Source organism: Butyrivibrio sp. MC2013 (genome assembly GCF_000424585.1).
GTDB lineage: Bacteria > Bacillota > Clostridia > Lachnospirales > Lachnospiraceae > Butyrivibrio.
Genome location: NZ_AUKE01000021.1, coordinates 26,592 through 47,081 on the forward strand (window position 1 = coordinate 26,592; position 20,490 = coordinate 47,081).

Below are 20,490 nucleotides of genomic sequence, written 5' to 3' on the forward strand. Positions count from 1 at the left end.
TCAGTGCTCCCTCTGCAGGTATTTTTCACTGCGAAAGGCTGAGCCGGGTTGGTTTATTGCAGGTCCTTTAGTCTCATCATGAAGATGGAATACTCATCATTCCAGGCATCCAGATCAGGAGAATTCTCGCCGCCGCCGTTGGTGCTGCGCTTGATCTCGGCGTAGAACTCCTCTCCTTCATTAATGAGCTCCATTACTGATATGGGCAGTTCATGCTCTGCTGCTATAGCGCAAAAATCCGCAAGGGGATTGTCCGACTTTTCTGTAGCCAATAACCTCTCCCTGACCACTGCATCTTTTTTGGCTATATCCATTAATCTTGTAAGCTTTTCTGATAAATCCATGACTGTCCTCTTTTCTTATCTTAATAGTCTGTTTTTTTACTCTTCCATGGCTTTAAGCCTGCCGCTTGCAGCAAGGTCATTTACTGTCAGATTTTGACAAGCTCATAGTCCCTAGTTCCCAGTCCGATCTTCTCTCCATGTTCAAGAGTCTCTTTCCATTTAACATTGGGATTGGAATCCAGGAAATGATCATGATGGTGGTGCCAGCCCTCTTTGGCCAGGTTGTCACCCAGCTGGCTGTTGCGGATAGGCTCTGCCTGCTGGCAAAGGTCTGCGCAGGCCTGGTCTATTGCCACCGGGTCAAAGGATGCCAGCATACCGATATTGGGCAGGATGGGCGCATCATTTTCGCCATGGCAATCACAATTGGGAGACACGTCCATGATCAGGCTGATATGGAAGCAAGGCTTGCCATTGCATATAGCCGCAGTATATTCAGCCATTTTACAGCAGAGAGCTTCCAGGGCACTATCAGTCTGAGCGCTGATAGCATCAAAGGCACAAGCGCCGATGCAGCGTCCGCAGCCCTTACACAGCTCCTGATCTATATATGCTTTGCCACTGTCATAGGATATGGCATCAGATCCGCACTCTCTGGCACACACATGGCAGTTCCTGCACAGATCGGGATCTACCTCAGGCTTGCCGTCATTGTGCTGCTGCATCTTACCGGCGCGGCTGCCGCCGCCCATGCCGATATTCTTGATAGCACCGCCAAAGCCGGTCATCTCATGCCCCTTAAAGTGTGACAGGGAGATGATGATATCTGCATCATAGAGGGCCCTGCCTATCTGAGCTTCCCGGCAATATTCGCCACGTGGAACAGGGACCACTGCTTCATCAGTGCCCTTAAGACCATCAGCTATGATCACATAGCAGCCTGTAGTCACACTGTTAAAGCCATTAACTTCTGCATTATAAAGGTGGTCCACGGCATTCTTGCGGCTGCCGGGATAAAGGGTATTACAATCGGTAAGGAAGGGCTTGCCTCCCAGCTCTTTGATCAGATCAGCTACCGCCTTGACATAGTTTGGTCTGATATAAGAATAGTTGCCCAGTTCACCAAAATGCATCTTGATAGCTACAAACTTCCCTTCAAAATCAATATCACCTATACCCGCTCTGCGACAGAGATTCTGAAGCTTGACGCCCTGGCTGACCTCCAGCCTGGTCCTGAAATCCGTAAAATACACTTTAGATTTGCCCATGAAACACCTCCATAAAATTGATAAAAGTTCCTATATAGGATTTTATCAGATATCCGGATGCTTTTGACCAGCCGCTTCATAAGACCTATAAAAAGGATAAAAATTTTTTCAAAAAAGCATTAATATAATCATGTAAACATGCCGATAGAAAAAATAGCAGAATATTATGAGGAAATGCAAGGACGCATTTCTATGCCCTATTCCCGGATAGGAACAGGGCATGCCATTCCAAGGAAAGGAAGTAACACAATGGTAATACAGCATAATATCTCATCTATTAATGCCGAAAGGCAAAACAGTATTGTAGAAGATGTACAGCACAAATCAGCTGAAAAGCTGGGAAGCGGCTACAGGATCAACCGTTCCGCCGATGATGCAGCAGGACTGGCCATATCCGAAAAGATGCGAAGGCAGATCAGAGGGCTCTCCCAGGCTTCTTCAAATGCTCAGGACGGCATTTCTCTGATCCAGACAGCAGAAGGTGCCCTGACCGAAGTCCATGACATGCTGCAAAGGATGAATGAGCTCTGCCTGCAGGCTGCCAATGGCAGTATTACCTACGATGACAGGGCCAATATACAGGACGAGATCAGCCGTATTACCGATGAGATAGACAGAATCGGATCTTCTACATCTTTTAACACCATGAATCTCTTCGATGGAGACCCCGGAAATCATAATAATACATCTGCCATCCCCGAAAATGGCGGCAGTTCTGATTCAGGTGAGGATTCCGGTCCTCTCTCTGTTAAGCTGCAGGTTGGCGAAAATGCTGAAGGTTCCTTTAAATTCGAGATAAACACTTTAAACTCTGATAAACTGGGCATCTCTGCCATCAATGTTGCCGATCAAAACGGCGAGAGTGCCAGAAGAGGCATTGACCTGGTCAAGAAGAGCATGGAATACATATCCGGCGAGCGCTCTGCTCTTGGTGCTGTCCAGAACCGTTTAGAGCACACTATCAAAAATCTTGATAATGTCCATGAGAATACTAACGCTTCGGAATCCAGGATCAGAGATACCAACATGGCATCAGAGCTTATAAGGTATTCCGGCAACAAAATATTGGCCCAGGCAGGTGAAACTATCCTGACCCAGGCCAATCAGACAAATATGGGTGTTATGAAATTCCTGCAGTGATCTGTCAGATAGATAGTTTGGTGCGCTCCTCGTCGATCACTTTTTTATCAAGCCTCTCAAAGAGTATTTCCAGCTCGGGTATGACATATCCGGGCTTAACTTCCGTGTAGTTCCAGTCGTCTGATATACCAAGCCAGCTGCAGACTTTCTCAGAGGAGAAGGGAATAAAGGGTGCCAGGATGACAGCGAGGTTGGCAATGATCTGCGTACACTGATACAGGGTATTCTCGCAGGCCTTTGGATCCTCTGTTCTTGTTTTCCAAGGGGCCTGCTCGTCAAAATATTTATTGGCTTTTCTGACCAGTTCAAATATTCCTTCAACGGCGTCTTTGAAGTGGCCCTCTTCTATTCTCTTTCCGGTAGATATATAGAGGTCTTTTAAGTCTGCCTCCCAGGCTCCAGGGAGTCTCCCTTCAGGTACTACTCCGTCATAGTATTTTGCTATAAAAGACAGGGTCCTGTTTATGAAATTGCCGTAGGCGCCCAGCAGCTCTCCGTTGTGGTTGTTCACATATTCGGTCCAGGAGAAATCCGCATCCTTCTTTTCAGGTCCATTGGCCAGGAAATAGTATCTTAGTGAATCCGCATCATATCTGTCCAGCAGGTCTTTTACCCAGATGGCATAATTTTGACTGGTAGAGATCTTCCTGCCCTCAAGTGTCAGGTATTCACTTGATACGATCTGATCCGGAAGATGATAGCCGCTGCCATTAGCAATAAGGAGCGCAGGAAGGATGATCGTATGGAAGGGAATATTGTCCTTGCCGTGGACATAGTAGTGATAGGCAGCAGGGCCAAAGAGCTCATCAAAGCTTTCGCCCCTTTCATCTGCTGCACGCTTTGCAGCCGAAAGATATCCCAGGACATTTTCGGCCCAGATATAGATTGTCTTATTCTCATATTCCTTCTTGGGAACAGGAATGCCCCATTCCAGATCCCTGGTGAGGGCGCGGTCTCTAAGTCCCTCGTCAATGTAGCGTCTTGTAAAAGCGATGGCATTTTTTCGCCAGCTTTTGCCGTTATCAAGGAGCTTTGTCAGCTCTTTCTCAAGTTTGGATATCGCTATGTAAAGATGTGTCGATAGCCGGAATGTCACCGGCTTCTTACAGACAGCGCAAACAGGCTCCTTAAGGCTCTCCGGATCAAGGACAGTACCGCATATATCGCACTGGTCACCTCTTGCAGCCTCGCCGCATTTAGGACATATGCCTGTAACGAAGCGGTCTGCCAGGAAGGTATTGCAGCATTCGCAAAAGGCCTGGGGGGTCTCTTTTTCATATACATATTCGCTTTCATAGAGCTTCTCATGGAAATCCCTTATGAAGTTCTTGTGATGCTCATCTGAGGTCTTGGTATAGCAGTCATAGCTAAAGCCAAGGCGTCTGAAGCAGTCCACAAATTCCTCGTGATAGTGGTCGCTGACCTGCCTTGGAGTCTTTCCCTCAGCTTTGGCTCTGATAGCCACAGGTGTCCCATGGCAGTCGCTTCCCGATACAAAATAGACCTTGTCTCCACAAGCCCTGTGATACCTTGCAAGTACATCTCCCGGCAAAAGGCCTGCGATGTGCCCGATGTGCAGTGAGCCATTGGCGTAGGGCCAGGCTCCTCCGATCAGAATATTTCTGTTCATTTTACTATCCTCCTTTTGGTGACTATAAATGTTAAATAGTTTCCTCAGAGGAGAGCTCTTTTTATCTGTCAATCCGGATTTGCGGGTACAAAAAAGCTCTCTTCTCTGAATTGAATAATTCAGGGACGAGAGCATAAGCTTCGTGTTACCACCCTAATTCACCCATATCTCACGATATGAGCCTTATCAACTACGGAAGGGAAATGACCCAACGATAGTCTAGCACTGTAACGGGCGCACCCGTCGTAGCCTAAGTTCACACCTCGGTACGCAGCTCCAAGACCATGTTCAGATGCCGCTTGCTCACCGGCTCTCACCAAACGCCGGCTCTCTGTAAAGCTCCTGACAACCTACTCTTCTTTTCACAGCTTTGTTACAGATTAAAACACCGGTCTTAAAAAGTCAACAGCTGTTCTTGTTCACTCAAAAAATGGTCCATTAACCCCGTCCCCCCCAGGGGCCATCTTTTAACTAAAATGACGGATTCTAAGTTCAATGCCAGTCTCATTGGATAAACGCTTACACTGTTCAATCTCATCTGCAGGAAGGACATCAACTATTGACCACTTAACATTACCTATCTGCTCTTTACATTTTTTGGCAAAATCGATCATCTTTTCAAAGGCGCCATCCACCTGTGGTCTTGTAACCTCATTATATTTGTCGCTGTCAGGAGCATTGAGACTTATTGACACGCTATCGATCACCTTGGCAAGTTCAGGTACTATATTCCTGCCGTTCTCCACATTCCCCAGGCCATTACTGTTAAGGCGGGTCTTAAGTCCTTTCTCCTTTGCAGTTTTGGCTGCTTCAAGCAGAATATCCAATGCACAGGTCGGTTCTCCGTAACCACAGAAAATCAGCTCGTCAAATCCTGTAAAATCAAAGTTTCTTATTGCCTCTACAACCTCCTCTTTGGTTGGATTCTGTTGATGCCAAAGGGTGTCTGCATCTCCAATTCCATCCTTCAAAAAGCGAATGCAGAAAGTGCATCTGCAATTGCATTTATTTGTGATATTTGCATAAACCGATGATTTGTACTTGTATAAAATATCCGCCATTCCTTGATTCTCCTTACAGTTTATTCATTGCCAAAACTAAAAAATGTCTTCTTGATACCTGCGCCTTCAAGTGCGGTCACTGCTATGTAGAAAAACAGTGCGCTTCCGCCTGACTGTACAAAACTACCGGTAAATGAGGTCCAAAGCGCAGCTTGGCTCCCGAACAGAATAGCTTCTGCAATGTAATAACCTGTAGCTGATATGATAAAAGAAATAATAGGAGCGATCATATTTCGACCAGACAGCATTTTGACTTTGCGGCTGGAAAATGGCAATACTATAAGCATCTTGATAATTACCGTAGGCAAAGCCCATATAGGAGCAGTCAAAAGGTCCGCTATTCCGCCTCCAAGGGCTCCAACTGCCATTGCATAAGGAGTAGGCAATAACACAGCTGCCAGATAGATCATGGTATCTCCAAAATGTACGTATCCTCCATTCATTCCTACCGGTATATGAAATATGTACGCAGTAAAAAGAACTGTCAAAGCCGTCATTAGTCCTGTAATAGTCAATAATCTGTTTTTATTCATAAAAATCTTTTGCCTCCCGGCCCCTCTGCCAATATTTGTTCGTAATCAACTCCGTAGTTTCTGTCTGTGGAAGAAGTAGCTTCAACAGATCGGTTAATAAATTCCGCTGTGGTCCTGACTGCCTCGAGTATATCTTTTCCCTTAAGGATATTTCCCATAAGTGATGCTGCGAAGAGATCACCGGTTCCGGAATAGCTCAGACCGTTATGACTGCTTTTTATAACATGACTGCCATGTTGAAAAACAATGATATTGCTGATAATGTTTTCATCCAAAGACACCCCGGTAACAACGGTGCTCTGACTGTCACTGCTTTTTATTTTTGAAGCCAGCTTAATGATCAGCTGCGTGTCTCTTTTTTCTTTAAATTCCTTTATCACCGATTGCGGATCTTCATCAGCGAGAAGACATAGCTCTGTGAGATTAGGGGTTATTATATCCGCCATAGCCACAAGCTCTTTCATCTTTATAAGCATCTCATCTGAATAGTTAGAATAACGATCTCCGTTATCCCCCATAACAGGATCCACAAGGAATATAGTCTTCTCTGTCCTAAACGCCCTTGCAAAAGACTGCACATCATCAATGACCTTCTCACCAGGCATGAAGCCAGTCAGAATACCATCAAAGGTCTCATTTCTCTCTTTCCAGTCTCTGATAGAATATTCAACCATATCTGTAGTATCGTGAATATGATATGATGGGAATCCTGTCTGAGAAGTCAATACTGCGGTGGGTACCGGGCAAACCTCGATGCCCATTGAACTCAAAACAGAAATATCTGCAATCAGTGAGCATTTTCCAAATCCCGACAAGTCATTAATTGCTGCAACTCGCATTTTCTCCGTTCTCTCCTTTGCTGTCATATTGAGTCATCTGCAATTATATTTCAAGTTTGGTAATATATTAATATCCAATTCAAATAGTTTTATTAATACCAGATATATCATCAAGCTGGAGCATTATCTCTTCATCATTCATTTCCCCGGTAGCTCTGAATCCTGCTTTTTGATAGATGGATAATGCAACTTTGTTTGTATCCTTCGTTGACAGACGGATATTGTTTGCACCATGCTCCTTAAAATATCTGATTATTTCCTTAAGTGCAGCAGTTCCATATCCTTTTCCTTGAAAACTTTCGTCAATCATTAGTCTCCATAGCCAATACCTGTCATCAGGATCTTCATAATCCTCATCAAAGGCAAACATTGTGAATCCTACCATTTCTCCATCACAATATATTGCAAAGGGACGAGCTACTTTTGCATTTTCATTGGCAGTCTTCCAGGAAGCCTCATTTGAAGCAATGTATTGCATCTGGTCCTTAGCAACTCTAAGCCCAAAGCATTGCTCCATGTTTTCTTCAGTCAGTTTTCTAAGTTCGATCTTCATTTCAGCAATAGTCCCATGGCCTCTTTCTTAAGAATTCATCTCGTCAACAATACTTTTGGGCTTAACGCTCATCTCTACCCACGCAGGTATAAAGCCACTTTTCACTGCGTTCCTGGCAGATCTGATATTTGACCATGCAGAGCAATAAAAAGGGACTTTTCCTCTATCCAGGATTTCCCTTGAGAGCCTGCTTGTAAGCGCAGAAGCAATCCCTTTTTGCCTGTACCCCGGCAGAACATCTACACCTATCTGCCACATCTCATCACAGTCAGCTGAACATGCCGCAAAGCCTATCAATCTGTCATTATCATATGCTCCTACACCCAATACGTCCAAGTGCTTGCGGTCCTTACAGAGTGCATTACTCCATTCAGGCAGATACAATTCTTTGAAGTCCTCCGGGCCAAGTATGCGGGTTTCATACAGGCATTCCATATCAGCTATCTTATTAACATCCGGAAGATAATACTCCGCCATGAAGCATACCTTATGGCCCCGCTCTATCAGCTTGTCATTGAGCCAATGCATATTCGGCGTCTCAAAGCAGTGATAAAACTCAAACTTGCCAATATACTCCGTCACCAGATCGGATATTTCGTCTGTGGTGGCCGCAACGATGTTGCTCCCATAGGAAACAAAAGTGCATGAGATCGGCTCTTTATAGTACTTTCGCGCATTTTTGCCAAGCTTAAATGGCACAACGACATTCTTATCTGACAAAAAATCCTGCGCCTTACAGCCGATATCCTCTGCAGATTGCCTTAATGCAATTTCCTTTATCTCTCTGTTAGTCATTGATCAAACACCCTCTTCACCTGTAGTGCTTTATTCGTTATCATCTTCAACCCAGCCCTACATCCAGCGCCATCATGAGTATGAACCCCAGGGCAAAAGAAATTGTTCCGATATTTGAATGCTCACCTTCAGACATCTCAGGAATGAGCTCCTCCACTACAACATATATCATGGCTCCTGCTGCAAAGCTAAGCAGATATGGCATCATTGGAATAAACAATCCTGATGCAGCGATGACTAAAAGTGCACCTATAGGCTCTACAATTCCGGACAGGACGCCATAAAGAAAGGTCTTTCCCTTGGGAACTCCCTCACCTAAAAGCGGCATTGATACAATTGCTCCTTCCGGGAAGTTCTGTATCGCAATACCAATAGCCAGGGCAAGTGCTCCAGTAAAAGATATTGTACTGTTCCCATAAAGCCAGCCTGCACATACTATTCCCACAGCCATTCCTTCAGGAAGATTGTGAAGAGTAACCGCCAGGACAAGCTTTGTTGTTCTCTTTAGTCCGCTCCTTGGGCCTTCCTCATTCTTATCCAGATGCATGTGAGGTGTCACCATATCCATTACCAGAAGGAAAAGCATACCTATACCGAATCCAATAGATACAGGAAGAAAACCAAGTTTTCCCATTTCTACTGTCTGATCAAGCGCTGGAAGCAAAAGGCTGAAAAAAGATGCAGACACCATCACTCCTGAAGCAAAGCCTGTAAGGGCTCTCTGCATCCTCCGGCTCATTTCTTTTTTAAACAAAAATACACTGGCCGCTCCCAGCGCTGTCCCCAGGAACGGAATGATGATTATTTTCCACATAGCCGATTCAAACAATAGTCTCATTGCATATTGTCCCCCTACCAGATTAATGGTATAACCTTGTACTTTACTCGCTTTTTGTAATCGGAATATCCCTCAAGTCCATCTTCCAATACCTGTTCTTCATTGCGGATACGTTTAGTGATTATTGGAATATATACAAGCATGATAATAAAAGAAACGACCGATCCCAGTACAAGTGGCATAGATAAAAACAAAAGAAATGTACTCATGTACATGGGATGCCTGACAATCCCATAAAGACCGGTGTCTATAACCTTCTGATTCTCCTGCACCTCAACAGTTCTGGAAAGGTACGCGTTTTCCCTAAGGACTTCCGCATAAAGCATATAGCCAAGCAAAAACACTGCTGTTGCGGCATAGACAATCCAATTGGGCAAGATGGTCCAGCCAAATCTATAATTGAGTCCCGCCGCGATAAAAGCGGCAAGAAACATCAGCCCGCTCAGTAAGATGACCACTTTCTGCTCAGACTGTTCTTCTTTTGCATTCAGGCGCTTTTGCAATAACTCCGGGCTTTTCTTCATCATGACAAATCCTGCAGCAATCATGGGAACAAACATAATTGCCATCAAAAGCCATCCATTCCAATATGAAAAAGATCCCGCGGGCAAAAATAGAAGCAACCCTACAAGGAACACTCCAGATATCACTTTTGTTAATGCTTGTGTTAATAATTTTCTATTCATACTCTTGCAACACTTCATCTACGTATTCCTCTGTAGGATATGAACATTATGCATGTGTTATCGCCTGCATCATATATTCTTCGTTACTACTATCTTCGAAAAATTTACCTTTTACAAAAAAAGTAGTATCTTCCTCGTGAAGTTCGCATTTCTCAAAGCCATATGTATCTTTTGGTGTAAAACAAAGAACCACTTTCTTCACTTTAGAGCCAAAAGCTGCGATAACATCATCTACAGCACCACCTCCTATAATGGCATGAAGAATCAATGTATCATCCTCTATTTCCGCAACAGCATAGCTGTTACAATCAGCAATATAGAATAAATTCTCCGTCATAAACTGCGACAAATAAAACATATATAATCCGGTATTCCCTACCATATACATCTGAGCGTTCTGACTTTCTTTATCAAGTAGCTCTACAATCCTGTCAAAATCGCCTTTGTCCTTCAACGGAACCATCTCAGTTTTGCATTCATTAGATATTGTCACCACTTTTGTATACTGATATTCCTTTGCTTCTTTAAATCCAAATTTCGGATAAAACTCAAGCACAGAATCATTTGCGAAGAGATAAATACCATCCACCTTCCCCTCGTAGTCTTTCAGAATCTCTTCCATCAAAGTTCTGGCATATCCTTTTCCTCTGTGGTCATTGTCTGTCATAATTGTTCCGAGCTGGATCAACTTCACAATTTCGCCCTTATAATTCATGTTGCAGGCGTTGACCGAAACATTAGACACAACCTCTCCATCTATCACAATCGAATAAGGATTGTAGTTATCCTGCCAAAAACCATTCTGATACCAGTTCTCAAAGTTAAGACCAAAGGTCTTTTCTGCCAATCTATTGAATGATGCTCTGAGAGCCTCGTTATTCCGGTAATTCTTTTCTATACAAAAACTCATATTATTTCTCCTTAAATATCGATCGCCTTCAAAATATCATCCTGCGTCTCCTTAATGAGGGCTATACCCCGGAATTCATCTCCGAGGACGATCAGATTATCTGCAAAACTCATTCTTTCTTATCCTTTTTTATTCCCAGAACACACCATCTTAAGACAGGTATACGGCTCATGAGCTCATACAGAAGGTAGGAACCTGCAAATGCTGCTATTGCGACCAACAGGTAAACGATGGCAGGGGCAAGGAACGGACATAATGTATGCAAATACCATCCGCTGGCCGCGATCATCAGATAATGGAATACATAGAGGCCCCATGATTTTTTGCACATCCACTTTGAGAAAGCATTCATGGAATTGCCCCACTTTTTCATGAAGGCAAGTATACCGAGAGTTCCAAACCATGCATATACATTGCACATGATCGTATCCAGCACCACGTGCTCCGGATAAGGCTGACCAATATATAAAATCACGAAGGCCAAGCAGGATGCGAGGGCAAGGATGCTTAATAACAGCCAGTTTTTACCAAGTCGCTCCATCACGACCTCATGGGACAATACAAAGTAGCCGATCAAAAAGCCCAGTCCGTAGATACCGAATCTGTATACCACTATTACAGGTGTATTAAGTATCTGCGCTGCTCCATATACGGGTATGACAAGAAGTAAAACTATCAAAAGATTGGCTTTGCCGCAGATATTATAGAATCTGTCCTTATCGATCTTTCTGATCAGTACCACTATCAGGCTGAAGAGCCAGAGCATCTGTAGATACCACAGAGGGCCTGAGCCGCTAACTGCCATTATCAGGAAAAGGATTGGCCCCGGCACATTGCCCATGGAATCAAATGCACCGGATATCAGCATATTGTAGTAGCCAAGAACCCAGCCGAAAACCAGAAGGCCGATTGTTGATGGCACAAGATATTTTCTCGTCCTTACTCTGATGAATTCCTTATCTGTTCGTTTAAGGAGTTCATAGCGGGCTGACATACCGGATACCACAAACAGAAGTAACATGAACCAAGGATATACAATGTACTGATATGTATCCTGGGGCTGATGTTCACTAAAATGGCCTATGATCCCATACTGAGTTACACCACTGAATATGTAGATTACATGATAGATGACAACCAGCACTACTGTTATCCAGCGAACATTATCCAAATATACCTTTCTCATATTTCTACCACCTTTGCTAAACATTTTAACATTTTTCTTGATCATAAAAAAGTAAGCTTCGCCTGTCTACCAAGCGAAGCTTACACATTTTGCTCTATTTGGTTAAATTTGGTTGCGGGTCGGATTGCTCTTAAACTTGTTTCAATTATGAGTATCTTCTTCGCCATGTATCCTTTGATAATTCCTCTTATCGGTTAATCCAATATGTTATTTTCTGTTACATTCTATCCACGATACAGCAAAATCTACTAATTCACGTTGGTTCATCAGCTTTATGTCAGCATTGCCCACTTTTACCTTACATGTAGTATAGGCTACTTCAAATGCCCTTCCTATATCTTTGAAGTCCTCTCCATCAACATACAATGTTTCATAAGCTTTCCAGACACGAACACCATTCTCCATGACTGCACTGTGTTCGATGCAGGTATGTTTGCTTGAGTATTCTGCACGAGCATCCGCTAAATGAATGGAAGTATTCTTATCATGATCAACTCCAATCAGTAAAACTTTCCCATCGAGTTTATAAAGCTTCCCAATTGGTGATGAGTCTCCAAATATATTCGAAAGGTCATGGTTCTCAGGTGAACTACTCCGACTTAATGCTTCGCATTTGAAGTCGGAGCTTCCTGCTTCAACCACTACTGCGTTGGCTACGATGTTACGTAACTCAATGACTTACACAATGTCCACAGGCGTATAAATTAGGGCTATTCCATCCCTACTTGTATATTTTGTTTTATACTACTTTGGAAAGTAGACGTAATCCTTCATTTAGGATATTGATGGCAGCATTTTGGTCGCGGCTTATTGTCAGCCCACAGTCACAAGTCATTTTACGGATCTGCAGGTTCTTCATCTCAGGATGTAATGTACCGCAACAATGACAGATTTGTGATGACGGAAACCATCTGTCTACCTTGATAAGATACTTGCTTCTGTCAGACAACTTATATTTAAGCATAGACAGGAACATACCATATCCGTTATCAAGAGTTGCTTTGCCGTTACCAAAACTTTTATTAGACATAGACTTCATATTCAGCGATTCTACGCAGACAACATCATACTGATTGGCTATCTCAGTAGATATTTTATGCAGATTATCAAGACGCTGATTAGCGATGTGTCTATGGATTTTGTTTACCTTACGGAGTTGTTTAATATAGTTAGCAGATTTATCTTCATGCTTTTTAGAACCTTGCATACGTGATAATTTGCGCTGGGCTTTAGCAAGTTTTTTATGGCTTTCACGATAATATTTATGATTAGTGCCTACATTACCATTACTGTCAACATATAAGCCGTCAGAAGCATAGTCCAGACCGATAGCATTAGTTTTGTCTGCTACATAGGGATTAACGGTATTATCAAACTCAAAAAGCACAGAGATATAGTATTTACCATCTGATTCCTGTGATACAGTAGCAGACTTGATGATCCAGTTATTATCAGGAATGCGATGGATAACAGCTTTTACTTTACCAATCTTAGGAAGTTTGATATATCCGTTATCTATGATAGCGACTGTACCTTTCTGATTATTTGTGGTGTAAGATTTGCGACTATGCTTCGCAGATTTGAATTTAGGAAATCCATTATTCTTTTTACGGGATTTACTAAATGTATTATGAAAAGCCTCTTGCAAGTCCATCTGCTTATTAGCAAGAGCAAGGCTGTCAACCTCTTTCAGATATGGATAATCTTTCTTGTATTTAGCAGGTGTTACAGTAGGGAATTTACCCGTAGACTTATATCCTTCAATCTTATCAGAAAGCATAAGATTATAAACCTTGCGACAACAGCCAAAGGTTTTAGCAAACATAATGCTTTGTTCATTTGTAGGATATGCTCTGTACTTAATTGCTTTGTTTGCCATCTTTCTTGCCCTGAGATTGAATGTATTGTTTGATAATGTCTACTGTAGCTCCACCTGTGGTCAGCAGGCAAAAGCTCTGTGACCAAAACATCTCTTTCCAGAGAGATTTACGTATCTTGGGAAACTCTTTCTTTATGATACGACTGCTTGCAGATTTGTAAGCATTGATAAACTTACTGATTTCAGTATTTGGCTGCCCCCTAAATAGAATATGAACATGGTCTGTGTCGTGATTCCATTCTTCTAACGTAATGTTATAGGCAGGAGCAATCTTTACAAATATCTCTTTCAGACGATTAGAGATAGTATCATCAATCACCTTATTACGATACTTTACGCACATGATTAGATGATAGTGCAGCATGAACACTGAATGATTATTTGTATCTAATCGCATTGTATTTACGACCTTTCTTATAAATACTACTGATTTATAATATAACTATAATGCTACAAGATACAAAAGTCAAGAAAACGCCGTGTTTATCGCAATTCATCCAGCCACCTGAAGAGGTGGGGGATTTCTTGCTAGCGGCGTGTTAAATACTTAGCATTCTTTCCCCAAGCCGCAACAGATCTGGCAGGATGGTCACTCCTTAATGTTCCAGGCCATGAACGGAACATTTCGGCAACCGCACCCATAGTGTTTGTCCTCTCCCCGTGTACTTTATTCCGGAATAAAATCCGTGAAAGGTTTCAGAATATTTAACAATCTTTCCGTAACATCATCTGCACTGCAGGACATATCACTGCTAATCCACCATTCTATTACCCCAAGAAGCCCGTTTACCAAAAACTGCGACGCAATTTCACGTGATGTTGCAATTTCTTTTGGCATCAATGTCATAGCAATCTCAACCTGGCTAAGCAGGGCGTTCGTGAGTTTCTTTCGAAACATCCCATACTTGTCGTTCTCATGAAGTAATTTATATATGTCGATATGTTCCTCCAGATATGAGAATACTTTTCCCATGGCGTCATAACGAAGATGTATTTCTTCGTCGCCACTACACTGCGACAGTAGCTCCTCCACATATATATCTATGCATTTTTCGAGGATATCATACTTATCTAAAAAGTGAAGATAAACGGTTCCCCGGTTAATATCCGCCCTGTCTGCGATATCATTTACCGTGATCTTTTCAAATCCCTTGTCTCTCAGCAACTCCATGAAAGTCTCTATAATCAGTTTTCTTGTACGCTGTACTCTTCTATCCATAGCACTCCGGTTAATTAACATTTTTATGAATTTGTTCAGTTTTCAACATCTGCATACTTTTAACGATTGTTTCAAGAAATTCTTGTCTATATGATTAGAGTATCAAACACATGTTGATTATTCAACACACATTCAAAAAGGAGAAATCAAAATATGAAGATATTGGTTTTCGGAAGAGGAGTTATTGGCTCTCAATATGGATGGGCATTGGAAAATGCCGGCCATACAGTAGATTTTTATGTCAGAAAAGAAAAGAGGGACATCTATGCGCAGGGCATCAATGCCATAATTCATGATGGTCGTATCAGGGAGTACCGGAAGTTTCACTGGGACATCAATTTAATTGATGAAATCAAAACGGAGCACGATTACGATTTAATATTCTTAAGCATTAACCCGGAGCAGGTTCCGGCCGCAATCGATTATTTGGCTCCAAGGATTGGAAACGCCACGCTGCTTTTCTTTTGCAACTACGGAAAAGATATTTACAAAGCAATCGGTTCAATTCCGGCAAATCAGGTTGTATTTGGTTTTCCCGGAGCCGGCGGTGGATATGAAGGAAACAATTTATACGGAATATTAATGAAATCGGTAGAAATCGGATACACAGGTATGGCATCAACCGGGCGGGAAAAAGAAGTCATAGAATTATTTAAAAGTGCGGGTTTCAAAGTTTCTTTACAAAAGAATATTTACGAATGGCTCTTTCTGCATTATATTGCAAATGCTGCCATGGAAGGGGCAGCCGCAGAAGCAGGCGGATTTAAAGAGGCAATCTCATCAAGCAAAGCGCTCGCCCACATGGTTATTAACATAAGAAAAATGAGTCCATATCTCAAAGCAAAAGGAGTAAAAAAGAACGGGTTAATTACCGTTATGAGTATATTTCCTCCAAAGCTCATGGGTGCGATCATGAAGAACCTGGTCTACAAACCCGGAAGCCCTATGCATATGGCTCAAAGCCATAACCATTTCAAGCCGGGGTATGCGGTAGAAGAGATCAAAGCCGACGCAAAAGAACTTGGCATCATTTTAGATTTTAATAGTTGAAACAAATAAAGAAAAGCCTTGTCATCAAGGCTTTTCCATTATAAAATCCATCTTTAGTTATCAGTTCTCGAATCGGCGGATTAACAAATATATTGCGTCTTTGGGCTAACCTTCTAGGATGTCCAGTTCATCATCAATAGCTCTGGATACAAACTGGTTTATTGTGATTCCTTCATTGGCAGCATATAATGCAATTTTCTTATGCTGCTCAGGCTTAATGCGAACATTGAATGAGCCTTTAAATTCTCGTTCAGGATCTTTTCCAATCTTCTGGCAGTAATCAAGGTAATTATCTATACAATCATGCAGGGACTGTGTAAGCTCTTTTACTGATTCTCCATGAAAATTCAGAGAGTCGTTGATGCCAAGAACGTGACCTATGAATATCTGATCTTCCTGGTCAAATTCTACTTTTGCATGATATCCATTGTATTCCATCAGTGAACTTATCATTCTATCTCACCTACTTCCTTAAGAAATGCTATGACCATCTTTACGTGATACCTGTACAGTTCTCTTATTGTAAAACTTGTCGGTGCGGGTTTTGACAGTATTTTTTCTAGTAATTTTGATTTCTTTGGCACAGTAATCCCTCTTGCAACTATTTTCTAGTTACAATATAACACTTTAGCCCTACCTCGTCAATTCCAACAGAGTAATCTGACAATATTTACGAAATATAACCTTTTTTGAGTTTCAAAGCGATTCGTTAATTACTGCTTTCAGAGTCTCCGATGACTTCAGTAGTGCCTCTTTTTCCTGCTCACTAAGTCTGATCGGCACAGAACCTTCAACTCCACCTCTTCCGACAATTGCAGGCATACTGAGTGCAACTCCATCAATGCCGTTTTCACCATGCTGCATGCTTGATACAGGCAAAACTGATTTTTCATCACGTATTATAGCCTCACAGATACGTCTTACACTCATGGCAATTCCGTAATAGGTCGCACCTTTTTTCTCAATGATCTCATAGGCGCTGTTCTTAACATTTTCAGCAATCTCTTTCATGGCTTTTTCATGTTCGAAATGCCCCCTCATCTCGCAGAAATCATGAATTGGAATCCCTGAGACATTTGCACTGCTCCATGCTGCAATCTCACTGTCCCCATGCTCGCCTATAATAAATGCGTGCACTGAACGGCTGTCCACATTCAAATGTTCCCCCAGAAGATATTTGAATCTGGCTGTATCAAGAACTGTTCCCGAACCAAACACCCTGTTTTCAGGAAATCCACTGAACCTGACTGCGGTATATGTAAGAATATCAACAGGATTCGCCACGATAAGAAGTATTCCCTCTTTGTTGTACTTTGCAATCTCAGGAATAATAGACTTAAAGATGCCTACATTATTTTTAACAAGATCAAGCCTGGTCTCGCCGGGTTTCTGTCCCGCACCTGCTGTAACAACCACAACTGCAGCATCCCCTGCGTCCTGATAATCACCGGCATATATCTGCATTGGCTTTGCAAAAGGAAGTCCGTGGCTGATATCAAGAGCCTCCCCCTCAGCCTTCTCTTTATTCACATCTATCAGCACCATCTCGGAAAAAAGCCCGCTTTCCATAAGGGCAAATGCTGATGCAGAGCCAACAAATCCACAACCTACTACTGCTACTTTTCTTTCGTTTAATGTTGCCATAGTGTGCCTTCCTATCTTTCATTATATTAAGTATAAACTCATTTATCTGAACCTTACGCAAAAAATGTTTGTTGTGAAATTTAATCAAGTACCTCCCCGTTACGAGAGATGGTTACAACCTGCCAGGGAAGGAACTTTCCACTGTTCTTTATAGCATTCTCTGCAGCCCTCTGGAGTCCTCCGCAGCATGGAACTTCCATCCTTACAATGGTCACGCTGACGATATCATTATTTGATATGATTTCTGTCAGTTTTTCTGTGTAGTCGCCATCATCCAGCTTTGGACATCCTATCATTGTAACTTTGCCCTTCATGAACTCCTCGTGCATATTGGCATAGGCATATGCTGTGCAGTCAGCTGCAATGAGAAGTTTAGCTCCATTATAGAAACCGGCCTGTGTTGGAAGAAGTTTTATCTGGCATGGCCATTGCATTAATCTTGATGGATGAGTGCTCATTCTTGAAATCATGTCCTGTCCGAAATCGTCGTTGCCCTGAGAAGCACTCTGAAGCTGCATAAACCTTGATCCAGGGCATCCATGCCCTGCGGCATGTTGTTCCATTTCATTCATCATCTTGTTCTCGCACTGATGCATATCTTTTACAATTCCTTTCTTTTCCTGCGCTTCCTTTACAGCTGCTTCATCATAAGCAGGCGCTTCCCTTTCTTCAAAAGAGATTGCTCCCATAGGACATCCCGGTAAACAGTCGCCAAATCCATCGCAGAAGTTCTCTCTTACCAGCTTTGCTTTTCCGTTCACAATATCAATAGCACCTTCGTGGCAGGCACTGGCACAAATACCACATCCATTGCACTTTTCTTCGTCGATCTTTATTATCTTTCTTACCATTTTTAAACCTCTCTGTTCTTAGCTTTAACCTTGTTCTGATGGTGTCAGTATAATATACTATTCATAACATGTATGTTGTTTAAACCACATTTTGGGAGCTATTTTTTATGAATCTTGAAGGTATAGAAAAAAGCAGACTGTTCCAGGGAATGACAGCAAAAGAGCTCTCTTCGTGCCTTGACTTCCTGGATGCAAAGAAAAAGAGATTCCGAAAAGACGATGTGATTCTCCACGCCGGAGAACAGACTTCCCAAATAGGCATGGTTCTTTCTGGTAGTGTTACTGTTGAAAGCAACGACATCTGGGGCAACCGTACTGTATTAAGCCATGTTGGAAAGAACCAGTACTTTGCCGAGACCTATGCTCTTCTTGGCGAAGTCCTTTTGGTGGATGTCAGAGCAAATGAGGAAAGCTGCATTCTCTTTTGCAATATAAAGAACCTTCTTGAAGATAGCAAAAAAAGCTCTCCCTGGAAGGAAAAGCTCCTTAAAAATATACTTATCATCTCATCACAGAAGAACCTTGTCCTCTCCGGACGAAGCTTTTATACTTCTTCCAAGAGCTGCCGCGGACGCCTCCTGTCATATCTCAATGCCATTGCACTGCAGTCTGACTCCAGAGAATTTGATATTCCATTCAACAGACAACAACTTGCTGATTATCTGAACCTTGAGCGCACCAATATGTCAAAAGAACTCTCACGCATGCAAGATGAAGGGCTTATAGAGTATAGGAAAAGTCATTTCAGACTTCTTAAGGCTGATTAGCCAATATATGCATCTTCTGCAACGTTGTAGAAATCGTCTTGCTCCAGCGTTCTTTTCAGAAGGAATGTATCACCTTTTTTAAAGAATGGACAGGTCTTCAACTCCCTGTTATCAAAGAGTACCTGTTTATCCATTAATATTCCTCGCTTATCCTGGAAATCAACTTCCAGGATAAGCGGCAATCGGCAATTTGATTTTTTTCGCAAATTTGAGCTTTTATTATTTTTGCGAATCAGAAAGCCATCTGGCGGTATCGATAATCCTTATTCCTTCATGCTGGCTTTCATCTGATCAAAAATTATACTGCATGAAATTTCCGTTATGCTTAAATCCATATGATTCGTACAACTTCACACCCATATTCGATGCTGTAATATAGATTGTTCCGCAGCCATATTCTTTTGCCTCTTTTACTACTCTGTCCAGTAACTCTGTAGCGATTCCCAATCTCCTATAGTTCGGATCGGTATACATGCTGGACAAGATACCTAATTTCCCTGAAGGGCATGTGAAGTATGGCGGTTTTTCCGCGAAGGACATACCACTTGTTCCGACTATCTTATCTCCATCAAATGCCAGCCAGGAAATATAGGTTCCGGCAGCCATATTTCTTTTATAAAAATCCAGCAGAGCCTCTTCAAGATTTACATCATTCGGTACAGTTTTTCCCTCTGATGTGTATTCTTCTGTCAGTTGATCTATTCTCATTCTTATGATCCTGTTTAATTCGTTCTCTGATAATCTTTTATAAACAATATCCATAAACATATCCTTCCATTCTGTCCATTCTATGTGGTTGTATTTCATTACTTCATCAGCCTTTTTCAGTAATATTCCTGCTATTACCTAAGTTCCATTTCATCATTCATTTTTACAAAGCCATACTTCTCATACAGAGGTCTTCCCATCTCAGTAGCTTCAAGAGAGATTGCTGTGATTCCTCTACTCTTTGCATCCTGTACAAGAAGATCCAAAGTCTTATAAGCTATTCCCTGCCTGCGATAATCAGATGCCGTGTACATATTCATGATGTATGCTTTTTCACCTGACGGATTATGATATGTTGGCATTACTCTGTAATAGCTCACTCCGCCGGCACCTATAAATTTGTTCTCGTCAAACACCAGATATGCTGTATGTGAGCCATCAGCCATAGCTTTAGAATAATAATCCCTGGATTGCCGCTCCACCTCTGACATATCAATGCTTGCATCAAGCCTATTTGCTGCCCTCAAAACTTCTATTCTTGTGGCGACAAGCATATCCAAATCTTCTATTGTTGCCTTTCTGAAATTCATTTATTTACCCGCCTCTGAATTGATCTCATCAACTATATTTGCTGGTTTTATAGTCATCT

27 protein-coding genes and 1 other annotated feature are annotated in these 20,490 nt (G+C 42.2%); of the genes, 3 read left to right on the plus strand and 24 right to left on the minus strand.

Going from position 1 to position 20,490, the window contains the following annotated elements; genetic code table 11:
• Nucleotides 1–53: 53 nt before the first annotated feature.
• Both G636_RS0111290 and G636_RS0111295 read right to left on the minus strand, forming a co-directional pair.
• Entirely contained in the window at nt 54–344 is a 291-nt protein-coding gene (locus tag G636_RS0111290) for a hypothetical protein (protein WP_026508149.1), read from the minus strand.
• Between the two features lie 86 nt (nt 345–430).
• Nucleotides 431–1,552, minus strand: coding sequence for a DUF362 domain-containing protein (locus G636_RS0111295; protein ID WP_026508150.1), 1,122 nt, complete (start codon nt 1,550–1,552; stop codon nt 431–433).
• A gap of 249 nt (nt 1,553–1,801) precedes the next feature.
• Here G636_RS0111295 and G636_RS0111300 point away from each other — a divergent pair, with 249 nt between their 5' ends.
• Nucleotides 1,802–2,692, plus strand: a complete 891-nt coding sequence (locus G636_RS0111300) for a flagellin N-terminal helical domain-containing protein (RefSeq protein WP_026508151.1) — start codon at nt 1,802–1,804, stop codon at nt 2,690–2,692.
• A 4-nt stretch (nt 2,693–2,696) separates the two neighbouring features.
• Here G636_RS0111300 and metG read toward each other — a convergent pair whose 3' ends face one another.
• The 15 genes from metG to G636_RS0111375 form a co-directional block, all read right to left on the minus strand.
• Nucleotides 2,697–4,457: a methionine--tRNA ligase gene (metG, locus tag G636_RS0111305; protein ID WP_081668397.1), complete on the minus strand. Its 1,761-nt coding sequence runs from the start codon at nt 4,455–4,457 to the stop codon at nt 2,697–2,699.
• Nucleotides 4,441–4,697, minus strand: a binding site (T-box leader). It overlaps the preceding gene by 17 nt.
• Nucleotides 4,698–4,789: 92 nt before the next feature.
• A complete protein-coding gene (locus G636_RS0111310) occupies nt 4,790–5,383 on the minus strand; it encodes a TIGR04100 family radical SAM protein (protein WP_026508153.1) in 594 nt (197 codons plus the stop codon).
• Between the two features lie 20 nt (nt 5,384–5,403).
• Nucleotides 5,404–5,916, minus strand: coding sequence for a TIGR04002 family protein (locus tag G636_RS0111315; protein ID WP_035779593.1), 513 nt, complete (start codon nt 5,914–5,916; stop codon nt 5,404–5,406).
• Nucleotides 5,913–6,782: a pyridoxamine kinase gene (locus tag G636_RS0111320; protein WP_026508155.1), complete on the minus strand. Its 870-nt coding sequence runs from the start codon at nt 6,780–6,782 to the stop codon at nt 5,913–5,915. The genes G636_RS0111315 and G636_RS0111320 overlap by 4 nt, the downstream gene beginning before the upstream one ends.
• A 52-nt stretch (nt 6,783–6,834) precedes the next feature.
• Nucleotides 6,835–7,308 carry a GNAT family N-acetyltransferase gene (locus G636_RS0111325; protein ID WP_026508156.1) on the minus strand — a complete coding sequence of 158 codons (474 nt, stop codon included), beginning with the start codon at nt 7,306–7,308 and terminating at the stop codon, nt 6,835–6,837.
• 27 nt (nt 7,309–7,335) lie between these two features.
• Nucleotides 7,336–8,103, minus strand: a complete 768-nt coding sequence (locus G636_RS0111330; RefSeq protein WP_026508157.1) for a GNAT family N-acetyltransferase — start codon at nt 8,101–8,103, stop codon at nt 7,336–7,338.
• A 46-nt stretch (nt 8,104–8,149) separates the two neighbouring features.
• Entirely contained in the window at nt 8,150–8,941 is a 792-nt protein-coding gene (locus tag G636_RS0111335) for a ZIP family metal transporter (protein WP_330363966.1), read from the minus strand.
• A gap of 14 nt (nt 8,942–8,955) precedes the next feature.
• The gene (locus G636_RS0111340) at nt 8,956–9,627 is read right to left on the minus strand and encodes a methyltransferase family protein (protein WP_026508159.1); all 672 of its coding nucleotides are present in this window, start codon (nt 9,625–9,627) and stop codon (nt 8,956–8,958) included.
• A 46-nt stretch (nt 9,628–9,673) separates the two neighbouring features.
• Nucleotides 9,674–10,537: a GNAT family N-acetyltransferase gene (locus G636_RS0111345; protein ID WP_026508160.1), complete on the minus strand. Its 864-nt coding sequence runs from the start codon at nt 10,535–10,537 to the stop codon at nt 9,674–9,676.
• Between the two features lie 109 nt (nt 10,538–10,646).
• Nucleotides 10,647–11,723 (minus strand): acyltransferase family protein, encoded by a 1,077-nt coding sequence (locus G636_RS0111355; protein WP_026508161.1) that lies wholly within the window; start codon nt 11,721–11,723, stop codon nt 10,647–10,649.
• Between the two features lie 207 nt (nt 11,724–11,930).
• Nucleotides 11,931–12,365, minus strand: coding sequence for an AAC(3) family N-acetyltransferase (locus G636_RS18310; protein ID WP_242826961.1), 435 nt, complete (start codon nt 12,363–12,365; stop codon nt 11,931–11,933).
• 97 nt (nt 12,366–12,462) lie between these two features.
• A complete protein-coding gene (locus tag G636_RS0111365) occupies nt 12,463–13,602 on the minus strand; it encodes an RNA-guided endonuclease TnpB family protein (protein ID WP_026508162.1) in 1,140 nt (379 codons plus the stop codon).
• Nucleotides 13,583–13,999 carry an IS200/IS605 family transposase gene (tnpA, locus tag G636_RS0111370; RefSeq protein WP_026508163.1) on the minus strand — a complete coding sequence of 139 codons (417 nt, stop codon included), beginning with the start codon at nt 13,997–13,999 and terminating at the stop codon, nt 13,583–13,585. Before tnpA ends, G636_RS0111365 begins: the two co-directional genes overlap by 20 nt.
• 131 nt (nt 14,000–14,130) lie before the next feature.
• Nucleotides 14,131–14,244: an AAC(3) family N-acetyltransferase gene (locus tag G636_RS21190; protein WP_256379607.1), complete on the minus strand. Its 114-nt coding sequence runs from the start codon at nt 14,242–14,244 to the stop codon at nt 14,131–14,133.
• A 25-nt stretch (nt 14,245–14,269) separates the two neighbouring features.
• Complete coding sequence (locus G636_RS0111375; RefSeq protein WP_026508164.1) at nt 14,270–14,821, minus strand: TetR/AcrR family transcriptional regulator; 552 nt, start codon at nt 14,819–14,821, stop codon at nt 14,270–14,272.
• 153 nt (nt 14,822–14,974) lie between these two features.
• On the opposite strand from G636_RS0111375, the gene G636_RS0111380 reads away from it, so the two are divergent.
• Nucleotides 14,975–15,871 (plus strand): ketopantoate reductase family protein, encoded by an 897-nt coding sequence (locus tag G636_RS0111380; protein ID WP_026508165.1) that lies wholly within the window; start codon nt 14,975–14,977, stop codon nt 15,869–15,871.
• Between the two features lie 105 nt (nt 15,872–15,976).
• Here G636_RS0111380 and G636_RS0111385 read toward each other — a convergent pair whose 3' ends face one another.
• The 4 genes from G636_RS0111385 to G636_RS0111400 form a co-directional block, all read right to left on the minus strand.
• Nucleotides 15,977–16,324 (minus strand): type II toxin-antitoxin system HicB family antitoxin, encoded by a 348-nt coding sequence (locus G636_RS0111385; protein ID WP_026498728.1) that lies wholly within the window; start codon nt 16,322–16,324, stop codon nt 15,977–15,979.
• On the minus strand, nt 16,321–16,455 hold the full coding sequence (locus G636_RS20995) for a hypothetical protein (protein ID WP_256379608.1): 135 nt from the start codon (nt 16,453–16,455) through the stop codon (nt 16,321–16,323). The genes G636_RS0111385 and G636_RS20995 overlap by 4 nt, the downstream gene beginning before the upstream one ends.
• A 112-nt stretch (nt 16,456–16,567) precedes the next feature.
• Nucleotides 16,568–17,515: an L-lactate dehydrogenase gene (locus G636_RS0111395; protein WP_026508166.1), complete on the minus strand. Its 948-nt coding sequence runs from the start codon at nt 17,513–17,515 to the stop codon at nt 16,568–16,570.
• Between the two features lie 80 nt (nt 17,516–17,595).
• On the minus strand, nt 17,596–18,366 hold the full coding sequence (locus G636_RS0111400) for an ATP-binding protein (protein ID WP_026508167.1): 771 nt from the start codon (nt 18,364–18,366) through the stop codon (nt 17,596–17,598).
• 107 nt (nt 18,367–18,473) lie between these two features.
• Here G636_RS0111400 and G636_RS0111405 point away from each other — a divergent pair, with 107 nt between their 5' ends.
• The gene (locus G636_RS0111405) at nt 18,474–19,133 is read left to right on the plus strand and encodes a Crp/Fnr family transcriptional regulator (protein WP_026508168.1); all 660 of its coding nucleotides are present in this window, start codon (nt 18,474–18,476) and stop codon (nt 19,131–19,133) included.
• On the opposite strand, the gene G636_RS20560 is transcribed toward G636_RS0111405, so the two are convergent.
• From G636_RS20560 to G636_RS0111420, 3 genes are all read right to left on the minus strand, one after another.
• On the minus strand, nt 19,130–19,267 hold the full coding sequence (locus G636_RS20560; protein WP_196803099.1) for a hypothetical protein: 138 nt from the start codon (nt 19,265–19,267) through the stop codon (nt 19,130–19,132). The two genes, G636_RS0111405 and G636_RS20560, sit on opposite strands and share 4 nt — an antisense overlap.
• 157 nt (nt 19,268–19,424) lie before the next feature.
• Nucleotides 19,425–19,940 carry a GNAT family N-acetyltransferase gene (locus tag G636_RS0111415; protein WP_330363968.1) on the minus strand — a complete coding sequence of 172 codons (516 nt, stop codon included), beginning with the start codon at nt 19,938–19,940 and terminating at the stop codon, nt 19,425–19,427.
• A gap of 35 nt (nt 19,941–19,975) precedes the next feature.
• Nucleotides 19,976–20,431, minus strand: a complete 456-nt coding sequence (locus G636_RS0111420) for a GNAT family N-acetyltransferase (protein ID WP_026508170.1) — start codon at nt 20,429–20,431, stop codon at nt 19,976–19,978.
• Nucleotides 20,432–20,490: the final 59 nt, after the last annotated feature.